The 25,616-nt window shown below is 58.6% G+C and carries 21 protein-coding genes; 11 read left to right on the forward strand and 10 right to left on the reverse strand.

Annotation, left to right across the window (positions count from 1 at the left end; all coding sequences use genetic code 11):
- The first annotated feature begins 170 nt into the window (after positions 1 to 170).
- Entirely contained in the window at positions 171 to 1,670 is a 1,500-nt protein-coding gene (locus tag CLAC_RS06995) for a DUF2339 domain-containing protein (RefSeq protein ID WP_053412287.1), read from the forward strand.
- Here CLAC_RS06995 and uvrA read toward each other — a convergent pair.
- The gene (gene uvrA / locus CLAC_RS07000; protein WP_053413334.1) at positions 1,644 to 4,502 is read right to left on the reverse strand and encodes an excinuclease ABC subunit UvrA; all 2,859 of its coding nucleotides are present in this window, start codon (positions 4,500 to 4,502) and stop codon (positions 1,644 to 1,646) included. The two genes, CLAC_RS06995 and uvrA, sit on opposite strands and share 27 nt — an antisense overlap.
- Before the next feature lie 104 nt (positions 4,503 to 4,606).
- Here uvrA and CLAC_RS07005 point away from each other — a divergent pair, with 104 nt between their 5' ends.
- The 3 genes from CLAC_RS07005 to CLAC_RS07015 all read left to right on the forward strand — a co-directional run bounded on the left by CLAC_RS07005 (position 4,607) and on the right by CLAC_RS07015 (position 8,822).
- Positions 4,607 to 5,326 (forward strand): MBL fold metallo-hydrolase, encoded by a 720-nt coding sequence (locus tag CLAC_RS07005; protein WP_053412288.1) that lies wholly within the window; start codon positions 4,607 to 4,609, stop codon positions 5,324 to 5,326.
- Positions 5,327 to 5,464: 138 nt separating this feature from the next.
- Positions 5,465 to 6,367 carry a DoxX family protein gene (locus CLAC_RS07010; protein ID WP_053412289.1) on the forward strand — a complete coding sequence of 301 codons (903 nt, stop codon included), beginning with the start codon at positions 5,465 to 5,467 and terminating at the stop codon, positions 6,365 to 6,367.
- Positions 6,368 to 6,449: 82 nt separating this feature from the next.
- Positions 6,450 to 8,822 carry a HelD family protein gene (locus CLAC_RS07015; RefSeq protein WP_245621826.1) on the forward strand — a complete coding sequence of 791 codons (2,373 nt, stop codon included), beginning with the start codon at positions 6,450 to 6,452 and terminating at the stop codon, positions 8,820 to 8,822.
- 178 nt (positions 8,823 to 9,000) lie between these two features.
- On the opposite strand, the gene CLAC_RS07020 is transcribed toward CLAC_RS07015, so the two are convergent.
- The 3 genes from CLAC_RS07020 to CLAC_RS07030 are packed head-to-tail and all read right to left on the reverse strand — an operon-like array spanning position 9,001 to position 12,285.
- Positions 9,001 to 9,441, reverse strand: coding sequence for a universal stress protein (locus tag CLAC_RS07020; RefSeq protein WP_053413336.1), 441 nt, complete (start codon positions 9,439 to 9,441; stop codon positions 9,001 to 9,003).
- A 60-nt stretch (positions 9,442 to 9,501) separates the two neighbouring features.
- Positions 9,502 to 11,661, reverse strand: coding sequence for an excinuclease ABC subunit UvrB (gene uvrB / locus CLAC_RS07025; RefSeq protein ID WP_053412290.1), 2,160 nt, complete (start codon positions 11,659 to 11,661; stop codon positions 9,502 to 9,504).
- Positions 11,662 to 11,709: 48 nt separating this feature from the next.
- Positions 11,710 to 12,285 carry a heme-binding beta-barrel domain-containing protein gene (locus CLAC_RS07030; RefSeq protein WP_053412291.1) on the reverse strand — a complete coding sequence of 192 codons (576 nt, stop codon included), beginning with the start codon at positions 12,283 to 12,285 and terminating at the stop codon, positions 11,710 to 11,712.
- A gap of 386 nt (positions 12,286 to 12,671) precedes the next feature.
- On the opposite strand from CLAC_RS07030, the gene CLAC_RS07035 reads away from it, so the two are divergent.
- The 7 genes from CLAC_RS07035 (at position 12,672) to CLAC_RS07065 (ending at position 20,079) form a co-directional block, all read left to right on the forward strand.
- A complete protein-coding gene (locus CLAC_RS07035) occupies positions 12,672 to 13,547 on the forward strand; it encodes a type IV toxin-antitoxin system AbiEi family antitoxin domain-containing protein (RefSeq protein ID WP_053412292.1) in 876 nt (291 codons plus the stop codon).
- A 102-nt stretch (positions 13,548 to 13,649) separates the two neighbouring features.
- The gene (locus tag CLAC_RS07040) at positions 13,650 to 14,753 is read left to right on the forward strand and encodes an ABC transporter ATP-binding protein (protein ID WP_082313214.1); all 1,104 of its coding nucleotides are present in this window, start codon (positions 13,650 to 13,652) and stop codon (positions 14,751 to 14,753) included.
- Positions 14,754 to 15,029: 276 nt separating this feature from the next.
- On the forward strand, positions 15,030 to 15,632 hold the full coding sequence (locus CLAC_RS07045; RefSeq protein WP_156324794.1) for an ABC transporter permease: 603 nt from the start codon (positions 15,030 to 15,032) through the stop codon (positions 15,630 to 15,632).
- Positions 15,633 to 15,836: 204 nt separating this feature from the next.
- The gene (locus tag CLAC_RS07050; protein WP_156324795.1) at positions 15,837 to 17,072 is read left to right on the forward strand and encodes a sensor histidine kinase; all 1,236 of its coding nucleotides are present in this window, start codon (positions 15,837 to 15,839) and stop codon (positions 17,070 to 17,072) included.
- A gap of 130 nt (positions 17,073 to 17,202) precedes the next feature.
- Positions 17,203 to 17,814 carry a response regulator transcription factor gene (locus CLAC_RS07055; RefSeq protein WP_053412295.1) on the forward strand — a complete coding sequence of 204 codons (612 nt, stop codon included), beginning with the start codon at positions 17,203 to 17,205 and terminating at the stop codon, positions 17,812 to 17,814.
- Between the two features lie 598 nt (positions 17,815 to 18,412).
- Complete coding sequence (locus CLAC_RS07060; protein ID WP_053412296.1) at positions 18,413 to 18,751, forward strand: hypothetical protein; 339 nt, start codon at positions 18,413 to 18,415, stop codon at positions 18,749 to 18,751.
- Positions 18,752 to 18,870: 119 nt separating this feature from the next.
- Positions 18,871 to 20,079, forward strand: coding sequence for an aminotransferase class I/II-fold pyridoxal phosphate-dependent enzyme (locus CLAC_RS07065; protein ID WP_053412297.1), 1,209 nt, complete (start codon positions 18,871 to 18,873; stop codon positions 20,077 to 20,079).
- Here CLAC_RS07065 and coaE read toward each other — a convergent pair.
- The 6 genes from coaE to CLAC_RS07090 all read right to left on the reverse strand — a co-directional run bounded on the left by coaE (position 20,076) and on the right by CLAC_RS07090 (position 25,293).
- Positions 20,076 to 20,675, reverse strand: coding sequence for a dephospho-CoA kinase (coaE, locus tag CLAC_RS07070; RefSeq protein ID WP_053412298.1), 600 nt, complete (start codon positions 20,673 to 20,675; stop codon positions 20,076 to 20,078). The two genes, CLAC_RS07065 and coaE, sit on opposite strands and share 4 nt — an antisense overlap.
- A gap of 21 nt (positions 20,676 to 20,696) precedes the next feature.
- Positions 20,697 to 21,803: a glutathione S-transferase family protein gene (locus tag CLAC_RS07075; protein WP_053413338.1), complete on the reverse strand. Its 1,107-nt coding sequence runs from the start codon at positions 21,801 to 21,803 to the stop codon at positions 20,697 to 20,699.
- A 181-nt stretch (positions 21,804 to 21,984) separates the two neighbouring features.
- Positions 21,985 to 22,542 (reverse strand): IS30 family transposase, encoded by a 558-nt coding sequence (locus CLAC_RS07080; RefSeq protein ID WP_169750329.1) that lies wholly within the window; start codon positions 22,540 to 22,542, stop codon positions 21,985 to 21,987.
- On the reverse strand, positions 22,532 to 23,431 hold the full coding sequence (locus tag CLAC_RS12330) for a helix-turn-helix domain-containing protein (protein WP_082313218.1): 900 nt from the start codon (positions 23,429 to 23,431) through the stop codon (positions 22,532 to 22,534). Before CLAC_RS12330 ends, CLAC_RS07080 begins: the two co-directional genes overlap by 11 nt.
- A 685-nt stretch (positions 23,432 to 24,116) precedes the next feature.
- Positions 24,117 to 24,926 carry a capsid assembly scaffolding protein Gp46 family protein gene (locus CLAC_RS12945; protein ID WP_245621827.1) on the reverse strand — a complete coding sequence of 270 codons (810 nt, stop codon included), beginning with the start codon at positions 24,924 to 24,926 and terminating at the stop codon, positions 24,117 to 24,119.
- Positions 24,927 to 25,017: 91 nt separating this feature from the next.
- On the reverse strand, positions 25,018 to 25,293 hold the full coding sequence (locus CLAC_RS07090) for a hypothetical protein (RefSeq protein WP_053412300.1): 276 nt from the start codon (positions 25,291 to 25,293) through the stop codon (positions 25,018 to 25,020).
- Positions 25,294 to 25,616 lie beyond the last annotated feature (323 nt).

The raw sequence follows: 25,616 nt of genomic DNA on the forward strand, positions 1-25,616 counted from the left end.
GGCTTATTACCGCCGCAGGCATCGCATTCTTCGTTGCCGTGGCAATCCAAATGGGACTTCTCGGACCAGTTGGCCGAGTCGTCCTAGCATTTGCGCTTGCCGCAGTCTTGGCAGGAGCGTCTAGGTGGGCATACCGTCGTAAAGCATTTCCAGCGGGGGTTACAGCGCTCATGGCGACCTCTTTAGCGACGGCGAGCCTGACCGCGCTATCCATGTGGGCTCTACTCGACTGGATTCCCGCAGGCGTCGCAATCGCTCTAATCCTCGTGTTCACCTGCGGCGGATTCTTTGGCGCCCGATGGGCTCAATCCAGCGCGACCGCGGCCTGGTCCGTCGTTATAGGCGGCGGGCTGATGTGCCTCATCGCAATGAATACTGACGGCAAGTGGGGCGATGTCGGTGCGGCTATTTCGCACCTTGGCCTTCCATTACTCACGATTGCCGGCACCGCCATTTTGTGGAGACAACCGCTGCGTCCGTATGTGGCCGCGTTCTTGCTGGCGGGAAACCTCAGCACTGGCTTCCTCGCAATCTCCGGCGCTCTCGAGGTCGGTTGGCTAGGAATCATTTACACATTGATGTTCATCGCAGGTCAGTTTGGGCCACTGCTTCTCACCGAGATGCCCCATGAGACCCCACTCGAGCATGAAGCACAAGCAACCACGCAATCTGATGGAGTTTCCAACACGAGAAAACCATTCGGAGCATTCACATTCGAAAAGCCGCTCAAACTGGCAATCGTGGCCGCAGTTTCAACACCACTCGTCGTCTCGGCCGCCATGCGCTTCGGAGGACCGATTTTCGTGGGCGGGTGCCTCGTTATAGGGGCGGCGTTCGCGGGCCTGTACCTTACGAAGCCTTCCCTGCGATACTTCGCTCCCGCAGCTTTCGCGACTTCCCCAATTCCCTGGCTATTCTTCGCCTACGACCTACGCATGTACTCGGGCGTGGCGGAAATCAACAGCGACTGGCCGATTATCCCGATCTCCTTGGTATCCGTAGCAGCGACCTGGCTTCTCATCATGTGGCCCGCCCCACGGGTACCCCGCTATACCCTCCTGTGCGCGCAATCAGCGGGAATCGCATGGTTCTTCGCCGCAAATATTGCGCATGCCTATCTCATTCCGACGGCCATGCGTAACGCCGGAGTTGATGTCTCGCTGTCGTGGGCCGAATTCGTGAGCCTGCTGCTACTGCTACTGACGGATATTGGCATGGTCGCTGCAGCCGCCCGACAAAAGGCATCACCTGTACTCGGTCTCGTCGGCCTAGCTGCTGCGGCCCTGCCGTTTATCCACCTTCTCATGTATGTGGGGCTCGGATTCAGCCTTTCCCACATGCTGCTGAGCATCTCTTGGGCGACCATCGCCGGCGTTTTAGTACTCTCGCCCAGATTCCGTCATATACAGGCCCGACTGGCCGCCGGCCTGACCATTGCGGCACTGGCGATCATCAAACTGATCTTCTTCGACATGGCCACGCTCGACGGAATCATCCGCGCCGCGGCGTTCATCGTCTGCGGCCTTATCCTCCTGGCCATGGCTGTGTCCGGAGCAAAGCAGCGCGACCGCGTCCCGTCGCAGAAAACCGAATCTGCGGAAGCCCCTACGGAGGGGCTCCCACAGGACCACTCAATCCACCACTCAACCGACACCGAGAAGAGGCTTTAAGTACTCGCCCGTGTGCGAGCCTTGAGTATCCGCGACCTTCTCGGGAGTCCCCTCGACAACGACAGTGCCACCGCCGGCGCCGCCTTCCGGCCCCATATCGATAATCCAGTCCGCGGACTTGATGACATCCAAGTTGTGCTCAATCACGATGACGGTGTTGCCCTTATCCACCAGCCCCTGCAGCACCAGCATGAGTTTGCGAATGTCCTCGAAATGCAGGCCCGTGGTCGGCTCGTCGAGGATGTAGACAGTACGGCCATTCGAGCGCTTCTGCAGCTCCGCGGCAAGCTTCACGCGCTGAGCCTCACCGCCCGAAAGCGTCGTCGCCGATTGACCAAGACGGACATAACCCAGGCCAACGTCGACAAGCGTATTTAGATAACGGGCGATGGACTGAATGGGCTCGAAGAACTCGGCTGCCTCGGAGATGGGCATGTCCAGCACCTCGGCGATGGTCTTGCCCTTGTATTTAACCTCCAGGGTCTCGCGGTTGTAGCGAGCGCCGTGGCAGACCTCACAGGGGACATACACATCCGGCAGGAAGTTCATCTCGATCTTGATGGTGCCGTCGCCCTTACAGGCCTCGCAGCGACCACCCTTGACATTGAAGCTAAACCTACCCGGTTTGTAGCCTCGGACCTTTGCCTCCTGCGTCTCGGCGAAGAGGTTACGAATCTTGTCGAACACACCCGTGTAGGTCGCGGGATTCGAACGCGGCGTACGGCCAATCGGAGACTGATCGACCTGCACCAGCTTGTCCAACTGGTCCAGACCCTCCACGCGCGAATGCCGACCGGGCACCTGGCGGGCACCATTGAGCTCGTTGCCCATAACCTTCGCCAAAATCTCATTGACCAGCGTCGACTTACCGGAACCGGAAACACCCGTGACGCAGGTGAGAACACCGAGCGGGAACCGGACATCGACCTTCTTCAAGTTGTTCTCGCGGGCGCCCCGCACCGTCACTATCCGGGACTCATCGACCGGGCGCCGCGACTGGGGAACCGTAAGCTGCTTGCGGCCGGAAAGGTACGCACCGGTGATGGACTCCTCACAATCCACGATTCCGGTGGGCTCTCCCTGATAGACGATCTTGCCGCCGTACTCGCCTGCTTTCGGCCCGATGTCCACCAGCCAGTCCGCCTCGCGAATGGTGTCCTCATCGTGTTCGACGACGATCAAAGTATTGCCGAGGTCGCGGAGATTCTTCAGCGTCTTAATCAGACGATTGTTATCGCGTTGGTGCAGGCCGATGGAGGGCTCGTCCAATACGTAGAGAACGCCCGCAAGCCCCGAACCAATCTGCGTTGCCAGACGAATGCGCTGGGCTTCACCGCCCGACAGGGTTCCCGCCGAACGCGACAGGGATAGGTAATCCAGGCCCACGTCCAGCAGGAATTGCAGTCGCGCCTGTACTTCCCGAAGAACCCGGCCCGCAATCATTTCCTCGCGCTTGCCTAGCTTCAGGGAGTTCAGGAACCTGGAGCCGTCACGTACCGACAGCTCGGTCAGCTCCGCGATGTTCTTCTCCCCCTGGTCACCGGTATCCAAGGTCACCGAAAGAATCTCAGGGCGCAGGCGCGCGCCGTTGCACGCCGGGCACGGAACTTCTCGCATGTACCCCTGGAAGCGCTCCTTCTGCGAGTCACTCTCCGCCTGCGACAGCTTTCGGTGCAGGTACGGCATTACGCCCTCGAACGCCGCCGTGTATTGGCGAGTGCGCCCGTAGCGGTTGCGGTAGCGCACCGTCACCTTGTGCTTGGATCCTTGCAGAAGAGCCTTGCGCTGCGCGGCCGTAAGATCCTCAAAAGGCGTGGTGGGGTCAAAACCCATCTCCTGAGCAAGCCCCTCGACCAGTTTCTCGAAGTACTTCTTATTCAGCGTCTGCCGCCACGGGGCGATAGCCTCAACCGCCGGGAGCGACGGGTCCGGTACCACCAGGTCCGGATCGACCTCCAGCTTCGTGCCGATACCATCGCACTCCGGGCAAGCGCCGTACGGAGAGTTAAAGGAAAACGATCGCGGCTCAAGCTCATCGATGGAAATCCTGTGCCCGTTCGGGCAGGCCATCTTTTCGGAGAAACGCTGCGAGCGCCGTGGATCATCATCTTCCAGACCGACCGCGTCGATGACCACAACACCGTCGGCAAGCGCGAGGGCAGTCTCCACCGAATCGGTGAGGCGACGCTTCTGCGATTCCTTGACCTGCAGGCGGTCCACGACCACGTCGATATCGTGCTTGATCTGCTTCTTCAGCTTCGGCGGGTCCGACAGCCTGTGCATCTCACCGTCGACGATGATGCGCGCATAGCCCTCCGAGGCGAGCCGCTCGAAGAGGTCCACGAACTCGCCCTTGCGGGTGCGCACGACGGGCGCCAGAACCTGGAATTTTGTCCCCGCCGGCAGGTCCATCACCTGGTCCACAATCTGCTGCGGAGTCTGCGAGGAAATCACCGCCCCGCACTCAGGGCAGTGCGGGGTGCCGGTTCGTGCATAGAGCAGGCGCAGGTAGTCGTACACCTCCGTAATCGTGCCCACGGTCGACCGCGGGTTGCGGTTCGTCGACTTCTGGTCGATCGACACCGCGGGCGAGAGCCCCTCAATCATCTCCACATCGGGCTTTTCCATCTGCCCCAGGAACATACGAGCATACGAGCTCAGCGACTCCACATAGCGACGCTGCCCCTCGGCGAAGATGGTATCGAAGGCCAGCGAGGACTTACCCGAGCCGGACAGGCCGGTGAACACCACCATCTTGTCCCTGGGGAGATCGATGTCGACGCCACGCAGATTGTGCTCGCGCGCGCCCCTGACCACTAGACGTTCGGCCACAGTGGAAAACCTCAATTCATCGACAATCAACTATCGAACAGTCTACCGCCTTCGCCAAATTTTTTCGCACAAGTGTTCATAACTTTTCTGTACCCTGGGACGTTATGAGCGCAGAAATTGCAATAAGCGACTACAGCAACAACCCGACCCGGGGCGGAGTCGAGAAAATCCGCTTCGGCAATGTCACGATTTTCAAGACTTCCGTCGGCGAGATGGACAACAACGTCTACCTCCTCGTCGACGAGCGCGCGCCCGAGAATTCCCTGCTTATCGACGCCGCGAACAACCCCAATCACCTCCGCGCCCTGGTCGGCCAAGCCGGCGCCAAGGTGACCACGATCCTCACCACGCACTCCCACGAGGACCATATCGTTGCCCTGCCAGACCTCCTCGAGGCCACCGGAGCCCGCCACGTCACCTCGATTATCGACGCTAAGGACATCCCAGTTCCGGCCGAGCAGCTCTACGGCGACGATGAAGTAGTCACATTCGGCCAGGACATTCCGCTGCACACTTTCCTGCTCCGCGGCCACACCCCAGGCGGGCTCTGCCTGTCGCTGTCCGCGGCCGACGCCGGTGTGTCTTCTCAATCGCTTGCCGACGGCACCCCGTCGCATCACCTCTTTGTCGGTGACAGCCTCTTCCCCGGCGGAATCGGTGGGACCAACACCGATGCGGAGTTCCAGAGCCTTCTGGGGGACGTCGTAAAGCGGGTCTTTGAGAGGTTCCCGGACGACACCGTGGTTCACCCGGGACACGGAAAGGACACGACCGTGGGGGTCGAGCGCCCGCACATTTCCACCTGGCGCGAAAGGGGCTGGTAGAAACCGAGAACACCGCAGCGTGAGCACCGGTTTTCGCCCCTCACAGAAATATGCAGCGCCGATTTTCGTCTCGCGCATGCTCAACACTGCGTAGGATTGAATAGAAATAGCAATAGGCCGACCTAGGAGTTGGAATATATGATTCGCAAGTTTGCACGTCCAATGCTGGCTTCCGTGTTCGTCGCCGATGGCGTCGACACCCTGATTAACCAGCAGGATCACCAGGAGGGCGCACGCGAACTCATTGCCCGCGTCCGTTCCGTCACCCCGAACCAGTACAACAAGTTCGTTCCGAAGAACGAGAAGGCATTGGTGCAGGCAATCGCCGGAACCAAGGTCGCCGCTGGATCTCTCTACGCACTCGGCAAGTCCCCGCGTCTGGCCGCTACCGCACTGGTCGCCGCGCAGGTGCCGACTATGCTGGCCCGCCACGCTTTCTGGGAGACCCAGGAGCCGAAGGAAAAGAAGGCACGCCGTACCGGTTTCCTGACCGACATCGGACTGCTCGGTGGCCTCTTCCTCGCCACCGCTGACACCGACGGCAAGCCGGGCCTGGCATGGCGCGCGGAAAAGGCCGGCAAGAAGCTGAACAAACAGGTCCAGGCAGCTCTTCCGACTCGTACCGAGACGGAAAAGCGCACCGAGGAGGTCACTGAGGCTCTCCGCGGTACCGGCGCAAATCTGAAGGAGAAGGCCGGCCTCGTCGCCGACCGCGCAACCGGCGCCGCCACCGATGCCAAGGCCTACGTCGAGGAGAACAAGGACGGCTGGCTCGATCAGGTCACCGACGCCTTCGACACCGCGAAGTCCTACGTCGAGGACAACTTCGAGACCGCCAAGGCCTACGTCGAGGACAACAAGGACGACTGGATCGAGCAGGTCACCGAGAAGGCTTCTGAGCTCACCGACGGCGCTTCTGCCTACGCCGCTGAATTCAGCAAGGATGCCAAGAAGCAGCGCAAGATACTGCGTAAGCGCGCCGACAAGGCCGCAAAGAAGGCGAAGAAGGAAACCAACAAGGCCCTCAAGTCGATTAAGTAGGTTTCGCCTCGAGCGCTAGAATAGAACGCCCCCACGTTTCCAGCGTGCGGGGCGTTTGTCTATTGTTTACAGGAGTATTAGTTTGCCGTCGCGTGATTCCGCGCAGAGCCTTGGAACGAACCAAAGTGCTGTACTCGCCAGCGAGCAGGCCTATCTTGACCTCGCCTTTTCCTTCCTCGACGAGGCGCGTATCCGAGATCAGGAGAACCTCCGCCGCGTCATGTTGCAGGACGATCCGGACCCGCAGGCACGCGTAGAGCGCGAAGTCGAGTATCACCGGCTCCAGGCAAACCTCGACCGCTACCGCACCGCCGAAATTGGATTGGTCTTCGGCCGTATCGACATCGAAGACGACAATCCCGATAACCCCGTCTCTGCGACCGGCTCCGGGTCGGGCGTCGATAAGCGATACATCGGGCGCATGGGGCTGTCCGATGCAGACGATGACTACCGAACCATCATCATGGACTGGCGTGCCGACGGCGCCCGCCCCTTCTACCTCGCCACCACAGCGCAGCCCGAGGGGGTGAGCCTGCGCCGGCACCTTCGTACCCGCGGGCGGACTGTGCGGGCCGTCGACGACGAGTGGCTGGACTCCCCCGCCCCGGGCGCGGAGCAGTCTGGCGAGGGCATCGGCGCGGGCGTCGGAGGCGAATCAGTGCTGCGTGAGGTGCTCGGCAGCGCGCGTACCGGCCACATGCGCGGCATCGTGGAGACGATCCAGCGCGAGCAGGACCTCATCATTCGAGATTCCACCCGTGGCACGCTAGTCGTTCAGGGCGGACCAGGCACGGGTAAGACTGCGGTCGCGCTGCACCGCGTGGCGTGGCTGCTCTACACCTACCGCGACCAGCTGGCGAAGACCGGCGTCCTGATTATCGGACCGAACACGACGTTTTTGGACTACATCTCCCGCGTTCTGCCCAGCCTCGGCGAGACCGGCGTCGTGCTGACCACCATCGGTGATCTCTACCCCGGCGTCCGCGCCAGCTCGAGGCTCGAGCCGCTGGTCACGCAAGAGGTCAAGGGCTCGGCGGAGATGGTCAACATCCTGAAGGAGGCCGTCCGCGCGTATCAGGCGCTGCCCGATGCTGACATCGAATTCCGATTCGACAATATCCCGGTGACCATCACCGCCCGGGACGTCAAGGCCTCGCGGACGAAGGCACGCCGCACCCGCAAGCCACACAATGCCGGGCGAGCGATCTTCCGTGAGCACATGCTCGAGCTGCTCGCGGCTCAGCTGGCTGGGCGCATCGGCGCGGACCCGCTCGGCGGGGAAAATCTCCTGTCCACCACCGACATCGCCGACCTTCGAGACGAGCTTTCCGACGACCCACAGGTCTCCGAAATCCTCGACGAGCTCTGGCCCGTACTGGAGCCCGAGGCGGTGCTCGAGGAATTGCTCCGCGACGCCGACGCAATTGCGGCCGCTGCCTACGAGTACGACGACACCACCCACGCCGCCATACTCCGCAGAGACGACTGGCCCGAGGGCGAATTCTCCGAGGCCGATGCCCCGCTGCTGGACGAGCTCGCGGAGCTTCTCGGTCCGGTCCATGCGGCCGAGGTCGACAGCGAGGAGTGGGAGGCCCGCGTCAGCGAGGCGCAGGACGCCCTGGATACCCTGTCCAGTTCCGCCTCCCAGGACCTCGACGATGGCTTCGATGCCGAGATTCTCTCCGCCTACGACGTCATCGACGCCGAGGCTCTGGCCGAGCGCCACCGCGAGCGGGACATGCGCTCCACCGCAGATCGCGCCGCAGAGGACCGCACCTGGGCGTACGGCCACGTCATCGTCGACGAGGCGCAGGAGCTCTCCGCGATGGCGTGGCGCATGATTCGCCGCCGCAGTCCCAACGGCTGGATGACTCTCGTCGGCGACGTCGCCCAAACCGGTTCGCCCGCCGGCGCCGAAGCGTGGGGCGACGTGCTCGAACCGGTCGTCGGCACGCGCTGGCGGCTGCACGAGCTGACGGTGAACTACCGGACCCCGCAGGAGGTCATGGATCTCGCGGCGACGCTGCTGCCCCACATCGCCCCGGACCTCGAAGCCCCGCGGTCGATTCGCTCTGTCGGACGCACGCCCGTCTTTCTCCCCTCGCTTGCCGACGCCAAGTCCCACCTCGACCGCGTCTCCGAGGAAGGGCGACTGTGGGCAATCATCGCGCCGAGCGCCCGATTGGATTGGGTCCGAGAGCAGGTGGACGTTCTGTGGGGCGCGGCGGAAGCAGCTGCAGCGGGCGAAGCGAGCACCGCTGCGGCGGCCCCTCGCGTCTACGACATCTCCCAGGCGAAGGGACTCGAATTCGATGAGGTCATAGTCGTATGCCCCGACGAGATCGCGGGCGCTTCTCCCCAGGGGCTCCAGGATCTCTACGTCGCACTGACCCGCGCAACGCAGGGCCTGACCGTGGTCCAGGAAGAGCCGCTCTACTGGCTCGACATGGGCTAATGCTCTAACACCGGAGCCCAACCACAAGACAAAAAGCCGGCCCCTGGCCACGGCAGTATCGCTACTGCCGGGAAGGGTGCCGACTTTGAAGTCTCTGGGTAGTTTTCGACGCGGAGCTGACAGTCTAACGCTGCAGCTGCGTCGGTGCCCGCGCCTGCGCCCGGGTAACCCGAAAGGACTAGCTGACGGTGTGGACAATCATAACGTCGCAGTCGGACTGACGAGCGACATCAGCCGGAACCGAGCCGAGGAGGCGGCCGGTCAGGGAGTTAATGCCGCGGTTACCAACAATAAGCAGGTCTGCGCGGTGGTCAGTAACGAGAGACATCAAAGCCTCGACCGGGGAACCGGAGCGGACCTCGGCCTCAACCTTCTTAGCGCCCACGGCTTCAGCGGCCTCCTTAGCTGCAGCGAGGTTCTTCTGAGCCGGATCGTCACCGAGAACCTGGACGGAATCCTGGCGCAGGGTCTTGGACGCATCCTCTGCGGTCTCGTAGTAAGCGCAGCCGATAACCAGGGTGGCGTCGAATGCGGCGGCAATCGAAGCAGCACGCTCTACCGCGAGCAGGGAGGACTTGGAACCGTCGGTACCTACAACAATGGTCTTGTAATCGCTCATGTTTTGACCCTTTACAGTCGATTTGTTTGCCGTTGCAATGCCCACAACAGTAGCAAAAATTTACTCTACTCCGGCCTCAATCATTCCCTTGAGCTCCTTTTTGAGGTCGAAAATCTCATCCCTCAGGCGACCCGCCAACTCGAACTTCAATTCGCGAGCCGCAGCACCCATTTGCTCCGTCAGGTCCGCTATCAGGGATTCCAGCTGCGCGCGAGGCATCTGGCCGCCACCGGAGGCACCTGCACCAGCCGCACCGGCGACGTTGCTTCCGTCGGCACGCGAGGCGAGAAGTGCATCCGCGGCGGCGGAACCGGTCCGACCATTCTGGGTGGAGTCCGCGTCGGCATTGTCGTAGACCTGGTCCAAAATGTCGGCGATCTTCTTGCGCAGAGGCTGCGGGTCGATGCCGTGCTCGGTGTTGTAGGCGATCTGCTTCTCGCGGCGCCGCTCGGTCTCGTCGATGGCGCGCTGCATCGAGTCCGTGATTGTGTCGGCGTACATGTGCACCTCGCCGTCGACGTTTCGGGCCGCGCGTCCGATCGTCTGGATCAGCGAGGTCGTGGAGCGCAGGAAGCCTTCCTTGTCGGCATCCAAGATTGCGACCAGCGATACCTCCGGAAGGTCGAGGCCCTCACGCAGCAGATTGATGCCGACCAGCACATCGAACTCCCCCAGGCGCAGCTGGCGCAGCAGCTCCACGCGCTTGAGCGTGTCCACGTCCGAGTGCATGTAGCGCACCCGCACGCCATTTTCCAACAGGTAGTCGGTGAGGTCTTCGGCCATCTTCTTCGTCAGAGTGGTCACCAGAACACGCTCGGAACGGTCGGTACGCGTGCGAATCTCGCCGATGAGATCGTCAATCTGCCCCTCCGTAGGCTTGACGACGATCTTCGGATCCACAAGTCCCGTCGGTCGAATGACCTGCTCCACGATTTCCCCGCCCGTAGTGCCCAGCTCGTACGGCCCCGGGGTTGCGGACATGAACACCACCTGGCCGACGCGATCGTCGAACTCTTCGAAGGTCAGCGGGCGGTTATCCAGCGCGGAAGGAAGCCGGAAACCGAAGTCCACGAGATTGCGCTTACGGGACGCGTCGCCCTCGAACATGCCGCCAATCTGTGGCACGGTGACATGGGACTCGTCGATGATGGTGAGGAAGTCCTCCGGGAAATAATCAATCAGGGTCGCGGGTGCCGAGCCCGGCGCGCGGCCGTCAATGTGCCGCGAGTAGTTCTCAATGCCCGAGCAGAATCCGACCTGTTCGATCATCTCGATGTCGTACTCGGTGCGCATGCGCAGACGCTGAGCCTCCAGCAGCTTGCCGCGGTTTTCCAGGTCGGCCAGCCGCTCCGCCAGCTCCTCCTTGATGTCGGCGACGGCACGCTCCATGCGCTCTGGCCCGGCCACGTAGTGAGTCGCGGGGAAGATGCGCAGCTCCTCGACCTGCTTTACGACGTCGCCCGTCACGGGATTGAGATAGTACAGCGAATCGATTTCATCGCCGAAGAACTCGACGCGGACGGCCATTTCCTCATACGCGGGGATGATGTCCACCACGTCGCCCTTCACTCGGAACGTGCCGCGCGTAAAGGCAATGTCGTTGCGGGCGTACTGAATATCGACCAGCAAGCGCAGGAACTGGTCACGGTCAACTTCCTCCCCCTCCTTCAACCACACCGAACGATCCAAGTAGGACTGCGGCGTGCCCAGGCCGTAGATGCAGGACACGGAGCTTACGACGACCACGTCCCTGCGCGAGAGCAATGCCGAGGTCGCCGAGTGTCGCAGGCGCTCGACATCCTCATTAATGGACGAGTCCTTCTCAATGTAGGTATCCGTCTGCGCGATATACGCCTCCGGTTGGTAGTAGTCGTAGTAGGAGACGAAGTACTCAACTGCATTGTTCGGCAGCAGGGAGCGCAACTCGTTGGCAAGCTGCGCCGCCAGAGTCTTGTTCGGCGCCATCACCAGTGTCGGCCGCTGGACCTTCTCAATCAGCCATGCCGCCGTGGCTGACTTGCCCGTACCGGTTGCACCCATGAGGACAACTTCGCGCTCTCCGCGGTCCAGGCGCTCGGATAGCTCCTTGATTGCCTGGGGTTGGTCACCGGAGGGTTCGAAATCGCTGACGACCTCGAACGTTCCGTCGGCACGCTCTACATCGCCGACGGGGCGAAACTCTGAATGAGCGAGGACCGGTTGCTCTGCTGCGAATGCCATAATTCCTAGCGTAGCGAGCCAGTCAATACTGCGGTGTTCTAGTGAGCGCTAATCAACCTTGCGCAGCTGGGAGACGAGGTGATTTTGCATCTTCTCTGCGACAGCCGCCATGCCGAATGAATGGGTGAGGATTCCAGTTTCGAGGTCGAGGACCAACGTGCGCTCAGTGGCATCGACTGTCTTGGCGGTGTCTGTGTTGGTGACGCAGCGGCTTTTGGCATCGATACGAAGCTCGGTGTCTGTGCGTGTCACGGTGCCATAAAGGATTTCGGCCTGGCCGGTGGCCTGCGCCATGATCACTTCGATTGTGCACTCGTTTGCAGCAGCGGTCTGCTCTCCGTCCACACAGCGGATGAAGCCCAGTTCCATGTGCATTGGCTTGCCTTCAGGGGTAGCCGAACGATTTTCCATTCGCACAAAGGGTTTGCCGACAAGCGGAGTCAACGAGACGGTCTCGGCGTAGTCGAAATCCTTTATCGTTGCGTATTTGCCGTGGCCTGTGCCTTTCCAGGTACCGAAGAAGCCTTGGAGCACGGCGAGGGCGGGGTGGGTAGCGGGTTGTGTTGCAGGCTGGATTGTAGGTTGGGAATTTGCAGGCTGATCAGGGTTTGGAGACACGTTCATGCCTCTTGATGCTACGCGGAATTGCCGGAGGTGGGCGTCGGCAAGCCGAGCGGAGGTGGGCGTCGGCAAGCCGAGCGGAGGTGGGCGTCGGCAAGCCGAGCGGAGGTGGCTATGGGGCGTTGTCATCGAAAACTGTACTGCCACGAAACGATCGCGGCTTCAGGGAGACCAGGAGCAAACTAACGCGCGACAATTTCATCCTGGTCTCCCTGAAGCCTTGATGGCGCAATTCTCTGCGTGATGAATCGGGTTTTCCACTAAGGGAAGCGAGCTAAGAGGCACGAGGTGTGCGGAGGTTATCCACATACCAAAAACTGTCCACTGAAACTGGCAAGGCGAGGACATAAGGGCAGAAGATCACCAGCATCGCGGACTAGCGTTGGCGTATGCCTCATTACTCGACCGCCGATCTGCGAGCGCTCGGAATCGGAGAACATCGGACGCGGACACTCATTGCCGAGGGGAAGCTCTTCCGAATTATTAGGGGCCTCTACGTCGACAGTCTCTTACCGGAAACCGTCGCTCATGCGATTGTTTCTCACTATGACGACATTGCGCTAAGCGGAGAAACTGCTGCACGGCTTCACTTGGGTATCGCGCTGACATTGCCGGTTTTCGCCGAGGGCCGAAAACGAGTCGATGCAGGCGCATTCGCGATCGCGTGCAGCCGACTTCCCTCTCGAACCGAAATACGCGGATTTCCGGTGGTCGAAGCGCTATGGGCAGCTCGCTCGGCGCCGGAGTTCGCTCAGCGGATCCTCGAGCGCCACTATTCGGGCAAATGTGGCCAAACCCGGCTGGCAGCGGATCTTAAGCGGATGGCAAAGGTACCATCTTGGCTACGTTCGATTATCGGCCAGACCCCCATAGGCTCTCGCAGTGAGATGGAGCGAAGAGTAGCTCGCCCGCTGCTCAGCAAGGGATACCGCGTCCGGTTGAATCAGTATATTGGCCCCTATTGCTTCGACCTAGTGCTCTCCCAGTGGAAAATCGCAATAGAACTAGATTCAGAAAAATACCACTTCAACGAGAATTCGTTCATATCCGATCGGTGGAAAGGCAACTCCGGAGCCATCCATGGCTGGATCGTTCTGCGTTTTACAGATGCCTGCGTGCAATGGAATCTCCGTGAAGTTCTCGCCGAGATCGAGCAAGCGATCGCATGGGTGAAAGCGGGTCGGCCACGGCGTAACTATCAGCCGGGCTTTCCCGCAAGCCAGATGATATGGGAGTGGAATCCGCTAGTGGGCGGAAGCCAATAGCTTTTCCTTGTCTAGCAAGCGTCGAACTAATGACACTTGTCATGACGAACTCGTGACTTCTTCGCTACACCCCGCCCTCGGGTTCTAGATGAAATAGACGCTATGAAAGTCAGCTCAAACCCCAAGAAACCCAGCTCGGCGACTGAATCAGTCTCTGCGTTGCCCAATGTTTCGCACACGTCGCACACGTCACCCCTGCTGCGCATCTGCGATGTCACTAAGCAGTTCCGCAGCGGAAATCGGGATGTCGTAAATGCAGTCAAACGCGTTAACATCAGCCTCCATCGCGGCGAAGTTGTCGCCATCCTCGGTGAAAACGGAGCCGGTAAAACAACTCTCATCGACATGATTCTCGGCCTTACAACGCCCACCAGCGGCCACATCGAGGTTCTCGGGCACTCGCCTCGCGACGCTATTAGAGTCTCCAAAATTGGCGCGGTGCTCCAGACCGGAGGTTTGCTTCCCGACGTCGCTGTCGCTGACACACTGCGCATGATTGCCAGTGGCTATCCAGAACACATCGCAATTGACCAGTTGGTAGAACAAGTGGGACTCCAGGATCTCCTCGACCGTAAAGTCGGAAAATGCTCGGGCGGCGAACAGCAGCGGGTGAAGTTCGCCTTGGCCTTGTTGGGAAATCCTGAACTGATTGTACTCGATGAACCAACTACCGGCATGGATCCAAGTGCTCGTCGCGAGTTCTGGGCGGGAATCCATGCTTGTGCGCAGCGTGGAACGACAATCCTGTTCACAACGCATTACATGGATGAGGCAGAAAAATTCGCCCGACGCATTGTCATGATGCACAAAGGCAACGTCCTCGCCGACTTGGATACTCAAAGCATGTTGGCATTGGCCCAATCCGCACTAGTACAAGCGAGCTTTCCTGCCGAGGTGGACAGGCAAGGCGCGACGCCCCTGCCGCCAACCGCAGCCGTACCTGACAACATCATCGACGAAGTCACTGAGATTTCGGGCTTGAAACAGAAAAACAAAAGCCTTTTTGAACCCAGCGCCCAGGAAGACAACCGTGCAGTACGTACCCTGCAATTCCGCACGAGGGAACCGGATGCATTGATTCGCTACCTGGTAACGGAAACCAACGCTTGTAATTTCACGGTGCAGAAGGCATCACTGGACGATGTCTTCATTTCCATGCAGCGCGACGCCGAACAGTCCATGCAGCGCGACGCCGAACAGTCGTAGGAGAAAACAATAATGATGACGCCATCAACCTCGCAGAAGTCTCTGCAAGAGACCTCAACTCGCCCCTGCCCCTCGCCGCATTTGACGCGTGTCCCGATGACTAGCCCCTCCAACGGCTTCATAACCTTCGCATCACTTCAGATAATGCGGTATATCACTCAATGGTCAAGTCTCTTTTTCTCCATAGGGCTGCCAATCATTTTTTATCTCATCTACGGAGCGGGGATAGACTACGGCAATAGCACGTTTCCACATGGGAATATCACCGCATTCGTCATGATTGGCATGGCTCTCTACGGTGGGGTCACCGCTGCTGTCAGCAGCGCGGGGCAAACCATCATGGAACACTCCACCGGTTGGGGGCGTCAATTAGCGCTGACTCCCATGTCCACCTTACGAATTGTTTCGGCTCAAGCGACACTCGTAATCATCTCCTCTGCGCTGCCGATTACAGCTGTTTACATCGTTGGTTTTCTAACCGGCTCGGAAATGGAGCCGTGGGCTTGGATTGCGTCTTATCTCATCTGCATCGTCGCGTGTCTGCCCTTTGGCTTCTACGGTTATGCTTTGGCACTTGCCATTCCAAAGCCATCCACCCTGTCACTCGCCTCCGGATCGGTTGTCATTCTGGGCTTCATCGGCAATCTATTCATGCCCCTCGATGGCATCTTGCTGCAGATTGGCCGATTCACCCCGCTCTACGGCGCGGCCGGCCTATCGCGCCGACCTATCACCGAAGGCCTCAGCCCAACCAATGCAATGGCCTCTGGGAGTGCGACGGAGCCACTATGGATTCCCCTCCTCAACGTGCTCGCCTGGACAATAATCCTGGTTGCGCTAAGCATAAAGCTCAATCGACGCGATAAATCCCGCGTATAGAGTTGGCTATATGCCTCACTTTCGCAAAATAGGTTGTCGGTATAGCCGCACCGGGGTGAAGACACACCATTAGGGAGAGCACACCACCCACGTCGGCTTTTACCGCTCCCGCGCCACGTCACATAACCTCTCCCGCGCCACGTCACATAACCTCTCCCGCGCCACGTCACATAATCCACGTCACATCACGAACAGGATCACCTCGTGCTCAACGTTTTGCATCCCCGCGCTCTACGACGCCACTTCCGTCGCCCATTTAGTGGGTTTCAGGCTTACTCGGCGTTGGAGTCGGGCATCTGGGTGATTGTGTTACCTATAGTTTTCTTTTCCTACGGGCATGTTGACGCAGCTCCAACACTCATCTTGATCATCGCATTTGCAATGGTCTACCCATTTTTAACGGGTTCGCTCAGTTACTATCCGCGCGGATTGTCGCAGCGCTGTCGCTACATTTTCGCCCTATCCATCGTGGTGGGATTCGGTGTGGCGTCTGCACCAATCGTCGGTTACAAGGCATCGGCTTTTCTCCCTTTTGCAGCCGCGCTCATTAGCCAGAGCCTTTCGCTAATCTACGCACTAACTTCAATTCTCGCCCTAGGCATAACACTGGTGGGCATTAGCCAAGTCTTCGGCTATCTTGATGGCACGGATACCAGTACCAGTGTCGGTTTCTCGCTGATGTCGCTGTGCTGGTCGGTATTCATATGCTTAATCATCCAGATTGGCAAGGCCTCGGAGGAAGCAAGCAAACTTAACCAAGAAATTGAGCTGAGCCATCAACGCGAATCCATCGCTCGAGATGTCCACGATGTGCTGGGGCACTCGCTCACACTTATATCTCTAAAAGCTGAGGTCGCTCGGCGCCTGATTCACTCCGACTCGGCCGCAGCAGAAGATGAGCTCAGGGCGATTACGACGCTGGCTAGGACATCCCTAGCGGAGGTGCGGTCAACAGTGACACGAATGCGACATCCTGATCTCGCCGGAGAACTCGCGGCGGCGTCACGCGCCTTCGAAACCGCAAATATCCAGGCCTCGCTTCCCGACGATGTTTCTAACGTTGTAAATAATGCAAAACTATTTTCATGGGTCATTCGGGAAGCAACGACCAACATTATCCGGCATTCTCAAGCCCGGAATGTGCGCATCGAAATTTCGCCGTCTAGTGTGCGAATCATCGATGACGGCGTGGGCTTCGATGCAGAGGAAATCAATACCCGAATTGCGCAACTCTACACGCAAAAGACCGCAGTCCCACCCAATTCTCAGCAGTCCCAGGAAACAGATTTCGCACTGGCCTCAGTGGAAGATACCAGATCCCACAGCGGACTCGACGGATTAGCTCAACGAGTACACGCCGCCGGGGGATTGCTGATTATTGACTCATCCCCGCAATCAGGCACGACAATCGCCGTAACGATGACGAAGCAGATGCCATAATTTCCCGATAGTCCCACATAACATTAATCACCCAGTCTTATCTGACTCGTGGCTGTAAGCAGGCTAGATTAGTCAAGAAAACTCATCTCGCTCTTTCCCTCTGCACGTATATCCCCGTTCTGAAGAAACTATGATTCGCATTTTATTGGCCGACGACCAGCATCTGATCCGTGGCGCGCTCAAGGCGTTGCTCCAAACAGAGTCAGACTTGAGCGTAGTAGCAGAAGCTAGCGACGGTATCGAAGCAATCCGCGAGGTCACGAAGCTGACTGAAACTCCCCAGTCTGTAGATATTGCATTGATCGATATCGATATGCCTCGAATGAATGGAATAGATGCTATTGCCCAGATTTCCCAAAGGTGTAAATGCTTGGTTGTCACGACCTTCGCACGCCCGGGATATCTAAAACGCGCTCTTGCCGCCGGGGCTAGCGGCTTTTTGGCGAAGGACACGCCTCCTGAGCAATTAGCCGAAGCAATTAGGCGTATTCATAATGGGCTTAGGGTGATTGACCCTGCCCTCGCGGAGGCCTCGCTTTTCACGGCGGATTCACCGTTAACCGACCGTGAGGCCGATATAGCGCGCATGACCCTGCAGGGCGCCCAGACCAGCGATATTGCAGCCCAGCTACATATCGCAAAGGGGACAGTGCGTAATCACATTTCCTCAATAATCGCAAAAACGGATGCGTCAAACCGGATTGAGGCGGCTCGCATCGCACTCGACAATGGGTGGCTTTGATAGCAGCTAAGCGAAAAAGATATCGAATCAGCATTATATTCAGACTCAAAAGCACCCTATTTGCAAATAAAAGATAAAACTTTAACAAATTGTTTTTATTACAAATTCTTCAATAAGTTACCCTGGAGTCATGGCCCCACACAACGCCGCAACCGACACCCCACCCAACACCCCACACAGTATTCCACCGTGTGTACGCCGGGACGACACTGGCGTGAGAACTGCCCACATCGGGCGCCACACCTTCGGGTTACGCAAAGCAGGCGCCCTTGTCTGCACAACCTTCGGGATATTTGCCCTTACCGCCCTCGCCGGGTGCTCAGGCGACGAAAGCCCCAGCTCCACTTCAACGACCGCCAATTCCCAGGCAGCGTCTTCTCCGATGCCGACTACCGCCCACCCGGGAGCCGACAGTCAACCCAGCGAGCAAGGACTAGATTCACCACGCTCTAGCGGCGCTAACCGCGACCTCTCGCCCACTACTCCGACAAGCGCCGGTGCCGCACAGATTAACCCCTCAAAGGATTCTGAGAATTCATCAGCCGCCGGTGCTAACTCTAGAGCAGGACATAAGAGCTTAGACAATCCAGAATCACTGGTGGCCGATCTTCGCGCCGCAATCGCCGATGGCACCACCCCGGGAGACTTCTTTGTCGCAGGTGGCCAGCAACTGACCGCATGTACGGTCGGCGATGGATATGCGCTCCACATCGTGGCGGCCGCCAATAATACGAGCTGCGAATTCGCCCAAGAAGTGATGCGCGTTCAGACGCGAGAGCTCAATCCGACCAATGATAATATCCGCGATCACCTCTCCCCCAATATCGAGGCCAAAAGCCCGATCACCCAAGAGTTATATAACGTTAACTGTGGCGAGGATTCCTCGGGTGTTATCACCTGCACTGGAGGCAATAACGCGAAGATCTACATGTACTAATCCGTAAGCCATGCCACGGCCCACCATGGCCTGTAACCCCGCATTTACCCTTGCACCATGGCGCATGCGCCGCGCGGACCTTGGCCCCATCTCCGCCACAGCTGCGCTACTGTGAAGAAATGACTGTCTCCCGCCTGCGCCCCTTCGGTGAAACCATCTTTGCCACGATGTCCCGACTCGCCTCCGAGCGCAATGCCATCAACCTCGGTCAGGGCTTTCCTGATTGGGATGGCCCCCGTGAGATGCTCGATGCCGCGCAAAAGCAGATTGCTATCGGGACGAATCAGTACGCACCCAGCCGCGGATTCCAAGTTCTGCGTGATGCCATCGTCGCCGACCGTGCCCGTCGCACTGGGCAGAGCTACGATGCCGATACCGAATGCCTTGTCACAGTCGGCGCGACTGAGGCGATCGCGGCATCTGTCCTTGGCCATGTGGAGCCCGGAGCCGATGTCATCATCATCGAGCCCTACTATGATGCCTATGTCGCGGCGATCGCCCTGGCCGGGGCGACTTACACGTCGGTTCCGCTGATCCCTCGCGCATCCGAGCCGTCGGAAAGCGAAAACATCTGGGAGCTCGACCGCGAGGCGCTCGCTCAGGCGGTCGGACCGGGAACTGCGATGATTATTATCAACTCCCCGCATAACCCCACCGGCAGTGTGCTTTCCGACGCTGACCTCTCCGCCATCGCCGAGGTCGCCATTGCTCAGGACACCATTGTGCTTGCCGACGAAGTCTACGAACGGCTCTACTTCGACGGCGGTGAGCACCGGAGCATTGCGTCCCTGGAGGGCATGCGCGAACGAACAATTGTCGTGTCCTCGGCGGCGAAAACATTCAATGTGACCGGGTGGAAGACCGGGTGGGCGCTTGCGCCTAAAGAGCTGCTCGACGGGGTGGCGAAAGCAAAGCAGTTTTTGACCTATGTAGGGGCCTCTCCGATGCAACCGGCCGTTGCGGTGGGACTGAATGAATGTACCGAATGGGTCAATGAGCTATCCCAGAAATTACAACGCAACCGCGACGCGCTCAGCGCCGGGCTGACCTCGCTCGGTGCGACCGTGTACGAATCCGCGGCGGGTTACTTTGTCGTCGCTGATGTGAGGTCATGGGGTCTCGGCGATGCTAAGGAGACTTGCCTGGCTTTGGTGCGTGATTTCGGGGTTGCAGCAATTCCCGTCACGGCTTTCGTCGACGACCCTGAATCGGAGGATTACCGATACCTCGTCCGTTTCACGTTTTGTAAGACGCGCGGAGTCATCGAGCAGGCGCTGACCAACATCAAAATGGGCTTGGCAGAGCGCAACGGGACATACCAAATCTAGCGGGCTGCCGCCGGGAGGATACGTTCTTTCCAGGCGGCATCAACCTGGCGAATGAGCTCTTCGCGGCCAGCGGAATTATCGAGCACGATGTCCGCCTTCGACAGACGTGTCGCATCATCTACCTGGGCTGCGATGCGGCGGGCAGCATCCTCACGATTTACCCCGCGGCTATTAACCAATCGGTCGAGGCGCTGCTGCACCGGGGCATGCACGACAATCACCAAATCCTGATCCGCGTCGAGCCCCTTCTCAATGAGCAGAGGCATGTCATAGACCACTATGGCGTCGCCAACAGCGTCGTAAAGCTCGGCGGTGCGCACGTTGATGCGCGGATGAGTAATCGCGTTGAGAGCAGCGGTGGCGGACTCGCTGGCAAAGGCGCGTTCCGCGAGAAGACCGCGATTGAGCGATCCGTCGGCAAACAGGATATCCTCGCCGAACTCGGCCGCGAGTTCCGCGAGGGCGGGCTGACCGGGCTCGACCACTTCACGAGCCACCTGATCGGCGTCGATAATAGTCGCGCCAAGTTCTGCGAGACGGGCTGCGGCGGTTGATTTGCCGCTGCCCATTCCGCCTGTGAGGCCAATCTTTAACATGGCACCTACAGTAGCGAACTATTACTGCTGTGCGAGGAGGTTTTCAAAGCGATGGCTCTCCTCTACCGGATCCGGGTTGGCCGCCGCCGGAGCGGTACCTTCCCCGAAAGGACTACCGCCAAGGGCCTCGCGGCCGTGGGGCTCGAGTAGACCGGACAGCGCGGGGCCATTGGGCACGATTCCCAGTGGGTTGAGGTCGCGATGTACCTCGTAGTAGTGACATTTAATATCGACAAAGTCGGTGGTATCGCCAAAGCCCGGAGTCTGGAAAAGATCGCGCAGGTAGTTGTAGAGCACTGGCATCTCAGAAATCTTACTGCGGTTGCACTTGAAGTGCCCGTGGTAGACCACGTCGAAACGAATCAACGTGGTGTATAGCCGAATATCGGCTTCGGTGATGTGATCTCCGACCAGGTAGCGGCGTGTCTTTAGCCGCTCGGAAATTTTATCCAACGCTGAAAACAGGCGCTCATAAGCCTTGTCGTAGGCCTCCTGCGAACCGGCGAAGCCACAGCGGTAGACGCCGTTATTAATCTCCGTGTAGATGAAGTGCATCAGCGGATCCATCTCTTCGCGCAGATTTTCCGGATAGAGGTCCGGTGCGCCCTCACGGTGGAAGTCCTTCCACTCGGTGGAGAAGTCAAGGGTGATCCACGGAAAATCGTTAGTGACTACCTCGCCGGATTCAATATCCACGATTGCCGGGACCGTGATCCCCCGCGAGTAGTCCGGGTAGCGCTTTAAGTAAGCCTCCTGAAGGCGCTCGTAGCCGAGAACTTCGTCGCGGGCGTCGGGGCCCTTATCGAAGGTCCAAGAACGAGAGTCATGCACCGGACCCGGGATGCCGACGGAGATTGCATCTTCCAGGCCAAGAAGGCGACGGACAATCAGACTGCGGTGTGCCCAGGGACACGCACGGGCGGCAACCAGACGGTATCGTCCCGGCTCGACCGGCCAGGTCTGAATTCCCTCACCTACCTCGCGGGCGCCCCTGGTGATGCGGTCGTTGATGTACCGAGTGTCGCGGTTATACTCCTTGCCCGCGCTGGAGTAGACGCCGCCCTTGGTGTGCTCCGAGGCCTCGACGGAATCAGTGGTGGACTTGTCCTGCGCTTTATTAGTTGTCATATCTACAACCGTACCGATGGACACCAGACACGGCAACTAGTGCCGCACCAACGATGCTTCTAAGTACCCGGCCGACGCAAACACATGCTCCCTAGCCCAATACCACGACGAGACATAGTCGAAGAACCTGCCTGCAGAAATCGACATAGGGGCAGTTTTCAGCCAACAGAGCCCGGCGGTGTCAGGTGGTCAATGCACCACCTTCGTCTCCAAGCATCCTAGTCAACACCTCCGCCGGCGTATACCCATCCAAAACCATCCGCGCCCTGGTATTGAGCTCATACTCCATATCCCGAATTTCCCGATCAGTCACCACCGAAAAATCAGTCCCCTTCGGGAAATACTCCCGAATACTCCGATTGATGTTTTCATTACTGCCGCGCTGCCACGGCGCATGCGGATCACAGAAAAACACCTGGCACCCCGTCGCCACCGTAAACTCCGCATGCAACGCCATCTCCACACCGCGATCCCATGTGAGAGTTTTACGGATATCCTCCGGCAACTGCCCAATCATCTCGACGAGGGCATCAGTGCAACTACGACTGGTGTGATTATCAGCCAAACGACGCACCATCACATACCTACTAGTGCGCTCAACCAAGGTAATCAACGCGCTTTTGCCACCTGAGCCGATAATTAAATCCCCCTCCCAATGCCCAGGTACCGCACGGTCAGCTGCTTCAGCCGGGCGATTGACTAGAAACGCATCACCGATAAAGGAGCGACTACGCCCCACTCGGCCACACCCCACGTAACCGGGACTGTGGGATACGGCGGTTACGCCCTGAGCGTAGAGCTTTTTCTACCTTTAATTCCTGACGAAGGCTGCCTTGACCCTGCACATACAAGGCCTGGTAAATACTCTCAGCACTAATTGTCATGGTGGCATCTTCCGGGTAAGCAGCGCGCAGGCGCTTGGACACCAACGCTGGTGAGTGCCATGGTATCCGCCCTGTCCGTGGTGTCGACAACAATCGAACAACCTCGGTGCGCAACGCGTGGTTGGCGACGAGCTTTGGTGTTTTCGGTCGCGCACGACGCCGGTGGGCTAGCTCATGGGCTGCAGCCGGATCGTAGACCCCGTCAGGTCGACGACCACGGTGTAGTTCCCGGGAAATCGTCTGCCGTGCCCGCCCGAGTACCCGCCCGATCTGGGCTGCTGAGAAGTCAAAAACGGTATGCATCATGCCGATAGCGATGCGTTCTTCCAGGCTTAGCCGCATGCCACGGCCGACGACCTGGTCAGACGGGTGGGCAAGAAGGCGCATATCGCAGCGGGAAATATCCGGTTTCCTGGTTCTACGTGCTGTAGGAGGTGGGGTCATAGGAAAATTTTTAGCCCACCAGCGTCGAACAAAGTGCTGGCCTGCATGGCCGAGTCCGCTGCTGATGTAAAACAGTGGCCAGTGATGACCTTCGGCCAGGCGGAAACAGATCTCCAGCGCGTCGCCACGTGCGCCGGCAGGCAGCATCACTCCAGGTGTGATGCCAGCAGTAGTCGCCCATCGGGCAACGGTCTGTGCGCTCAGGCCGTGGTGTCGTGCAATAGCGGCCACTGTCATACGGCGTGCGCGGATATCGGCTAGTACAGCGTTGCGCAAGCGTTGGGAAGAGGTTTTAGTCACCTGAACTGCTCCTTTGGAGTTGATTGTTCAGGTGGTGCATTGACCGTTAGAGCTACCCTTGAAATAGCTCCTGAGTCGTACGTACGAGTGGTTCCAAGTCGTACAGAAAATGAAACCCATATTCGCCGGATTAAAGTGCACGCACCCACTACTGGCACAGTGAGAGCATTCTCCTTCACCGAGAAACAGTGGCATAGAAGCGTTTTCATCGCCGGTGGAACCGATTACCAGGAAGACGTCGTAGGACCGAAAAGGCATATAAGCCTGTAGGGTTGACGATGGTACAAAAAACGACCCCTCATCAACCTGGTGTTCCTCATGGTGGTTGCTCCTTTCGGGGTATTGTGAGGGGGAGGCCCCGAGGGGCTGGGTAATTGCGATACCCAGCGCCCGGGGCTATTTGCGGTGTTTACCTTTGTATCTCGGTTTCCGGTTCTGCCAAACCTGGATGGCTTGGAGGATGACCGTGATGATTCCGAGGATTAGTTCTGGGCTTAACATCAGGTTGACGACGGTGCAAAAACGACCCCTCATCAACCAGAACATCGGCGGGAGGGCAGTGGAACAACCCTTGGATGTATCATTGGTTCCAAGAGGGTAGGAGGTGCGGGGAATGATTGAAATTGTTAATCGGCAGCTTGTCGATGCCGATGCGTTGGCAATCATAGATTCTGTATGGAATCAGTCACCGAATGATTTGCGTGCATACGCGGCATCGAGCTGCGAGGAAGACGAGGACGTTAGTGCAGTGATCGCTATCCTGGACTACGCACTTGCTACTGGACTTTCCGTTTCTAAAGCGGCTCTCAATAAGGCGCGAAGTCTGGCGGAAAAGCTTTCTCGCGATGTCGATGCTCGTCGAATCGTCGAACTTGTTGTTGGGCTTAATGAGGCTGGCACGAAAGCAGCCTAGGAAGCGGTATGGGCGTTCAACCCATCCCGTTTCGGGGTGGGTTTTTGGTTGAAGATGGTACAAAAACGACCCCTCATCAACCCCCAAAGCCTTGGCGTCCTCGCGCATCTCTTCCGGCGTCGCACCGGCGATGCGTCCAGCCATCGCGGCTGGGATCTTAAACTCTGCTGCAATCCGCGCCCGCTCAGCGTCGAGATCACGCTTGGTAATCTCCGCGCGGGCGTCTTCCTCGACTTTACGCGCGACCTCAAGGTCCGCCTGCAGCCGTTCAATTTCGGTCATCTCCGACCGCTTGCGCTGTTCTTTGGCCTGCTCGAACTCCGCCAGCCGAGCTTCAAGCGCCTGCCGCTTGTCTCGCTCCCGGGCGAGGTCTGCGAGCACAACGCTCTTACTCTTAGAGCCCCGCCCGTCAGGGTTCTCTTCAGTCTCAGCAGGCGGGGTGTCGTCCTGGCCGCTCTGCTCCGCCACGGTCGTATACTCAGCGGCTTCACCAGCCTGCTGCGCATCGGTTGGGCCACCAGCGGCACCATTCTCATCCACGCCTTCAATCGCGCGAATCCACATTAGACGAGTCTTAAACATTGGTTTTCCTCCATCTCGGATAAGAAAAAAGGGCATGAAAAACCCACCCCAAGAAGGGATGGGTTATTAACTGCTTAAATGCGCGGGTTGTCTACTCTAGCCTCTGCGCTAGCCGACGAATTCTCTCGGCAAAATCACCGTCAGAGCCGACCGCGATCCTCTCCACAGCTGCGAGAACGCCTTTGTTCACTGCAACGCCGGTTTCGATAGCACCTTGCAGTACCAACTCGACGGCCCAAAATTCTTCACCCGACTCGCAATCCTGCCTCACACTATGCTGCCAAGATGCAGGCAGTAGATTGTAAATACCGTCTAACACGAAAAGAGCGTCCGCATCAATGAACTCTCGATCAGCGACATCAATCACTGGCGTGCTCCTTTCTCTGAAGTTGACGATGGTACAAAAACGACCCCTCATCAACCAAAAAAGGGCATAAAAAACCCGACCTGAGTCAAACCAGAACGGGCAACGTTGGTACTTGTTTTTAAGCCGGTGGAGTTGGGACCTTGATTGCCACCTTTGGCTCCAGGATGGCGAAAGGGTGTAAATTCTTCACTGTTTGTTCAATCATTAGGTCGTCCCAGTCGGGATTCAGCCATTCTTCATCATCGTCCCACCAAGACAGAATTTCACGCTTTGCCTCGATATCAGTAACGACTGCCTTCTCCCGGACGGAGAGTGTCTGATGG

It is taken from the genome of Corynebacterium lactis RW2-5 (assembly GCF_001274895.1).
Classification (GTDB): domain Bacteria; phylum Actinomycetota; class Actinomycetes; order Mycobacteriales; family Mycobacteriaceae; genus Corynebacterium; species Corynebacterium lactis.

Coding starts and splice junctions, on each gene's coding strand:
- CLAC_RS06995 (WP_053412287.1), top strand. CDS start 171: ATGGCGACCTCTTTAGCGACGGCGAGCCTGACCGCGCTATCCATGTGG.
- CLAC_RS07005 (WP_053412288.1), top strand. CDS start 4,607: ATGAGCGCAGAAATTGCAATAAGCGACTACAGCAACAACCCGACCCGG.
- CLAC_RS07010 (WP_053412289.1), top strand. CDS start 5,465: ATGATTCGCAAGTTTGCACGTCCAATGCTGGCTTCCGTGTTCGTCGCC.
- CLAC_RS07020 (WP_053413336.1), bottom strand. CDS start 9,441: ATGAGCGATTACAAGACCATTGTTGTAGGTACCGACGGTTCCAAGTCC.
- uvrB (WP_053412290.1), bottom strand. CDS start 11,661: ATGGCATTCGCAGCAGAGCAACCGGTCCTCGCTCATTCAGAGTTTCGC.
- CLAC_RS07030 (WP_053412291.1), bottom strand. CDS start 12,285: ATGAACGTGTCTCCAAACCCTGATCAGCCTGCAAATTCCCAACCTACA.
- CLAC_RS07035 (WP_053412292.1), top strand. CDS start 12,672: ATGCCTCATTACTCGACCGCCGATCTGCGAGCGCTCGGAATCGGAGAA.
- CLAC_RS07040 (WP_082313214.1), top strand. CDS start 13,650: ATGAAAGTCAGCTCAAACCCCAAGAAACCCAGCTCGGCGACTGAATCA.
- CLAC_RS07045 (WP_156324794.1), top strand. CDS start 15,030: ATGATTGGCATGGCTCTCTACGGTGGGGTCACCGCTGCTGTCAGCAGC.
- CLAC_RS07055 (WP_053412295.1), top strand. CDS start 17,203: ATGATTCGCATTTTATTGGCCGACGACCAGCATCTGATCCGTGGCGCG.
- CLAC_RS07065 (WP_053412297.1), top strand. CDS start 18,871: ATGACTGTCTCCCGCCTGCGCCCCTTCGGTGAAACCATCTTTGCCACG.
- coaE (WP_053412298.1), bottom strand. CDS start 20,675: ATGTTAAAGATTGGCCTCACAGGCGGAATGGGCAGCGGCAAATCAACC.
- CLAC_RS07075 (WP_053413338.1), bottom strand. CDS start 21,803: ATGACAACTAATAAAGCGCAGGACAAGTCCACCACTGATTCCGTCGAG.
- CLAC_RS12945 (WP_245621827.1), bottom strand. CDS start 24,926: ATGTTTAAGACTCGTCTAATGTGGATTCGCGCGATTGAAGGCGTGGAT.